The organism is Verrucomicrobiota bacterium (assembly GCA_027622555.1).
Classification (GTDB): domain Bacteria; phylum Verrucomicrobiota; class Verrucomicrobiia; order Opitutales; family UBA2995; genus UBA2995.
The window spans coordinates 1-5,087 of sequence record JAQBYJ010000207.1; the positions used below are offsets into that span (position 1 = coordinate 1).

General features: G+C 49.2%; 4 protein-coding genes and 1 CRISPR repeat array. All 4 genes read left to right on the top strand.

Annotated elements, in window-relative coordinates; genetic code table 11:
* The first annotated feature begins 45 nt into the window (after positions 1 to 45).
* A CRISPR array of direct repeats spans positions 46 to 300; the repeat unit is 37 nt; unit sequence GCCCAGCTCCTCCGATCTGCCGACAGGCACTGGTGAC.
* A 249-nt stretch (positions 301 to 549) separates the two neighbouring features.
* Positions 550 to 1,830, top strand: a complete 1,281-nt coding sequence (locus tag O3C43_24590; GenBank protein MDA1069667.1) for a hypothetical protein — start codon at positions 550 to 552, stop codon at positions 1,828 to 1,830.
* Positions 1,831 to 1,908: 78 nt separating this feature from the next.
* On the top strand, positions 1,909 to 2,916 hold the full coding sequence (locus tag O3C43_24595; GenBank protein ID MDA1069668.1) for an HTH domain-containing protein: 1,008 nt from the start codon (positions 1,909 to 1,911) through the stop codon (positions 2,914 to 2,916).
* A complete protein-coding gene (locus O3C43_24600) occupies positions 2,910 to 3,671 on the top strand; it encodes a hypothetical protein (protein MDA1069669.1) in 762 nt (253 codons plus the stop codon). The genes O3C43_24595 and O3C43_24600 overlap by 7 nt, the downstream gene beginning before the upstream one ends.
* Entirely contained in the window at positions 3,655 to 4,989 is a 1,335-nt protein-coding gene (gene pglZ / locus O3C43_24605; GenBank protein MDA1069670.1) for a BREX-1 system phosphatase PglZ type B, read from the top strand. Before O3C43_24600 ends, pglZ begins: the two co-directional genes overlap by 17 nt.
* Positions 4,990 to 5,087: the final 98 nt, after the last annotated feature.

A 5,087-nucleotide genomic window follows, 5' to 3' on the forward strand; every position in this document is an offset into this window, starting at 1 on the left:
AACTATTAACCGTCCTCAAAATAAACCGGCAAAAACCATCCCGCTTTCCACCGATTTTAGAGACTCGTAACACACTGGTGACCAAGCTTTATCTAGCATTTGCCGACCAGCCTCTGCCCAGCTCCTCCGATCTGCCGACAGGCACTGGTGACATATTCCAAACCCAATTAAGGTCCAGCGAAATGCCGGCCCAGCTCCTCCGATCTGCCGACAGGCACTGGTGACCTTGCAGTGCATCTTTCGCTATGCGTGCTGCAATTTTCGCCCAGCTCCTCCGATCTGCCGACAGGCACTGGTGACGATACCCCGAAAACCGCCCGAGAAAAAGCCGAACAACTGCTAACCGCCGAAATCAAATCCGTCAGCCAAGCTGGGCAGCTGAAAAACCCGGATACGCGGGTAACATTTGATGAAGCTTCAGGTAAATTATTAGACGAATACGCCGTTGCATTAAATGGAATGCATGGAGCAGATTCTCTACGGTTCCGATTTAATTTTTGGGAAGAATCAAATCACAATGATTGGAGATTTCTCCAAAATACAGTGAAAATGACCGAACCTTTTTCCGGAAGAAGTGAGATTTTTTATTGGGCTAATTCTGGTGAAATTCATGAACAAAACCCGGCAGCTCGTATTCAAGGTAGTTATGGATGGGGGAAACCAGGTATTGCAGTTAGTATGATGAGGGATCTACCAGTCACGATCTCCTCAGGGGACTTTTTTGACATCAGTTGTTCCCCGATTATCCCCTACAACCCCGACCACCTTGCCGCAATTTGGTGCTTCTGTTCCTCGCCACGATACAACGAAGCCGTGCGGCAGATTGACCAAGCTTTAAAAGTCACAAACGCCACGCTGGTCAAAGTCCCCTTCGACCTCGAACGCTGGACCAAAGTCGCGGCTGAAAAATACCCGGACGGACTGCCCAAGCCGTATTCGGACGACCCGACGCAGTGGATTTTCCACGGGCATCCGGTATGCAGCGACGATCCTTTGCAAGTCGCCATGGCTCGTTTGCTCGGCCACGAATGGCCGACAGAGCAGGACGAGGCTATGGAGCTCGCCGACGAGGCGCGTGCTAAGATTGCGCAATCGAAAACACTACGCCCCTATGCCGACGTGGATGGCATTGTCTGCATGCCTCCGGTGCGGGGCGAAGCCGCCGCCGACCAGCGCCTGCTCAACCTGCTTGCCGCCGCCTACGGCGATGCGTGGAGCAACGCCACCCTGGGCCAACTCCTCGCCCAAGCCGACCACGCGGGGAAAGACTTGAATACCTGGTTGCGCGATAAGTTCTTCCTCCAGCACTGCAAACGCTTCCAACACCGCCCCTTCATCTGGCACATCTGGGACGGGCTGCGCGATGGCTTCGCCTGTTTGGTAAACTACCACAAGTTCAACGCCAAAGCGCTGGAAACCCTCATCTACACCTACCTCGGCGACTGGATTTCCCGCCAGCAGCAGGACATTCGGAATGGCATTGACGGAGCCCAGGAAAAACTCGCCGCCGCCGAAAACCTGAAGAAGCGCCTTGAACTGATCCAGGAAGGCGAGCCCCCTTACGACATCTTCGTCCGCTGGAAACCGCTGGAGGAACAACCCATCGGCTGGAATCCGGATCTCAACGACGGTGTCCGCCTCAACATCCGCCCCTTCATGACCGCTGAAGTCCTGCGTGAAAACAAGCCCCCCAAGCTCAACGTCAAATGGGGAAAAGACCGAGGCAAAGACGTCGAATCCGCTCCCTGGTTCCATCTCTTCAAAGGCGACCGCATCAACGACCACCACCTCACCCGCGCCGAAAAGGAAGCGGCACGACTATCACACTAAACTCTTCTATTTTAACATTGAAACTGCACAATAACATTCCAATTGTTACTGTTCAGAATATGCGTTAAAAATATGAAAGTGAATGACATAAGAGACTTTAAGCGCTATTTGTCAGATTCATTGGGTCTGGATTTAGATATCCGAAAAAGCTCATTGGCTAACAAACTTCCACACTTTTTAAATCAAAACTACGATTTCGGAGAGACTCAAATCTTAGGTGAGGCATTCGTGTTGATGCGGCTTAAGTCCACCGTCGGCATGACTCCGGCTTCCCTAAAAAAACATTGGGCTCAGGTGCGCGCCAAACAGGAAAAAAACGTTCTTCTCATTCTTCCAGCCACGAGCTCTTATGACCGCAGGCGTTACATCGAGTATAAAATTCCGTTTGTGGTTCCTGGCAACCAATGCTACTTGCCTCAACTGGGGATCGATTTAAGAGAGCACTTCAAAAGAATCGTTGAGAGCGGCAGTAAACCCATTACGCCTTCGGCTCAATTTTTACTACTGCATCTTCTTTATGTGGGTCGAAACTCAAATGACCAAGATCATTGGACGGCCTCTGAGCTTGCCCAACTGTTAGGCTACTCGAATATGACGATTACCAGGGCAATAGATGAGCTGGAGAAGATGGCATTTCTTTCCGCGAACAAATCAGGGCGAACCCGGATCGTATCTCTGGACGCGGATTTCCGCGAACTTTGGAAAGAGGCAAAAGATATGATGCAAAGTCCGGTTTCCAGCAGGAAGAGAATTCATACATCCTTGGTCAAAGATCAATCTTGGCCGCTTGCGGGTCTAAGTGCTTTGGCTGAACAATCCATGCTTTCCGGGCCAAAAATGGTGGTTCGTGCAACAAGCCATTCCGGCTGGCTAGAAGTTGAGAATCGGTATATCTGGCTAAGTTCAGACTTTGATGATCGTGAAGAAACCGAATTTATGGAAATTGAGAAATGGCGCTATGACCCAAAGCTGTTTCAAAAGGACGAAAGAGTGGATATATTGTCTCTGTATCTGAGCCTTAAAGATCATTCCGATGAACGGGTGCAAATGGCATTGGAGGAAGCGCTGGAGGAATCTGGATGGTAAGAGGACTAGAGGTATTCAAAACCCATTTCTCCGCGTGTTCGGATTACTATGTATTGATAGGAGGGACTGCGGCCACCGTATTGATGGAGGAGGCCGGGCTGGAGTTTCGAGCAACCAGAGATCTGGACGTGGTAATCATGGTGGAAGCAGTGGATGCATTGTTTGTCACAACGGTTTGGGATTTCGTGAAGTCTGGGAAATACCGTCTCCATGAAGCCTCATCTGGTGAAAAACGTTTTTACCGCTTCAGCAAACCCGGGACTGCCGGATATCCTGCAATGCTCGAATTATTTTCGAGAGTTCCAGATACAATCGTTTATGAGGGCGAAGGACATTTAACACCCATTCCTGCGGATGCAGAAGTTTCAAGTCTCTCAGCTATTCTTCTGGATGATGATTACTACTCCCTGGTAAAGAATGGTGTCGTAATTGTCGATGGCCTGCCTGTTCTAAAGCCTGAATATTTAATCCCGATGAAGGCAAAAGCCTATCTTGATTTAAGTGAGCTTAAGGCTTCCGGAACTCATGTAGACTCTAAAAATATTAAGAAGCACCAAAACGATGTTTTCAGGCTGTTCCAGCTGATGACACCTGGGGCGGCGACTCCCCTTTCGGGTAGCGTAAAAAACGACATGACTCTATTTTTTAGGCAATTGCGAAACGAAGAAATCAATTTAAAGTCCCTGGGGATTGAAGGGATTGAAACGGGCGAAATTGTTCAACGTCTGACCGAAAGCTATGGAATCGATTTGTGATTACTTAGTCAGTGCTGTAAGAAGCTCCGCCGTGTTCAACCACGAGGTTCAGACGGCGCCTGCTTGTATCCTTTGGCCAGATCGTGAACGGCAGTGGGAGGCCGTCATCCCTCGTTTACAAGAGCAGATGTCTGAGCTATGCATCCTCGGCTCCTACGAACCGGAGAAGCGAAAGGGTCCGGGCATCTGGTTGCGTTGTGTTCTAGCGGGTAAAGGGCTTGAGGAAGTTACCCCGGAATTTAAATCCATGGTAGAAGAAGCCAAGAAGGCCTATAAAAGCGGCAATGCGGTTCCTCACCCAAACATCCCAATTTTATATCTGCCTGGAGTTGGCCGTCAGGATTTGCGTGCCATTGAAGACTGTCCGGAGCCTCTTAAGCCTCTGGCGGAACTACAATATAGGGGTGTTATCTGGTCTCAAATAAATGCAAAGGATTGGACGATTCTAGCCTTTCTAAAGTCGGATCAAGGCGGGTTGGCTCTGGATGTATCCCAAGACAATGATGCAAAACACACCATGCAGTTAGCCCTCTATCGCTTACTGGATGAGGATATATCCCTTCTTAAAGGCAAACGACTGGATAAAGACTATTTCAATTCACTTCTGACCAGTGGCGATCCTACACGAGAAATTCTTCAATGGATCGACCAGGGTAATGCATTTAAGGCTAGTCGAGAGGAGCATGTATGGGAGGCATTTGTAGAAGTCACACGTTCTCAACTTGGTTTTGATCCGGTGGGAGATGGGCAACTTTTTGCAGCCGAGAAGCTGGCAATCCATGAGGGTCCATGGTTACCAGTCTGGGAACGATATTGTGAAGCTCCACAACGGTATCCACATATACCGGTTATGATTCGGCGGTGTGGTCAGCCAACTGACTTGTTTGCGGACAGAAGAGGATGGCCGCAACTCAACGAGAGTGATGAAAATGACTTAAGGACATCACTCAATTCTATAGGAAATATGCCATTCCATGACGCACGCACAAGGTTGCTTGAATTAGAAAAACAACATGGGGAGCGTAGATCCTGGGTATGGGCTGACCTAGATGAATCTCCACTTGCGAAGGCATTAGAGCACCTGTCAAAAATGGCTCGTATTTGCGAACAGTCGATGGCTGTGGGAACCTTCGAAGATTTGGTGGCAATCTACACAACCAGAGGGTGGGAGGCCGACCAGGCAGTCTTGAATGCACTTTGTGATGTAGAGTCTCCATCGGACGTGGAAGCAATGGCATCTGCGGTTCAGGCTATCTACAAGCCATGGCTTGAGGACGGAGCCCGTCATTTGCAGGAGCTTGTTCAGGTAAGGAAATAAGGGGTCATAAGGAAATAAGAAGGAAATAAGGGGTCATATCTTGAAGAAGGAAATAAGGGGTCATATCTTGGATACTGACAAGCAGCTTTGATTTGCTT

Bases quoted from the DNA above. Each gene is read 5' to 3' on its own strand.
- O3C43_24590 (MDA1069667.1), top strand. From the start codon at position 550: ATGACCGAACCTTTTTCCGGAAGAAGTGAGATTTTTTATTGGGCTAAT.
- O3C43_24600 (MDA1069669.1), top strand. From the start codon at position 2,910: ATGGTAAGAGGACTAGAGGTATTCAAAACCCATTTCTCCGCGTGTTCG.
- pglZ (MDA1069670.1), top strand. From the start codon at position 3,655: ATGGAATCGATTTGTGATTACTTAGTCAGTGCTGTAAGAAGCTCCGCC.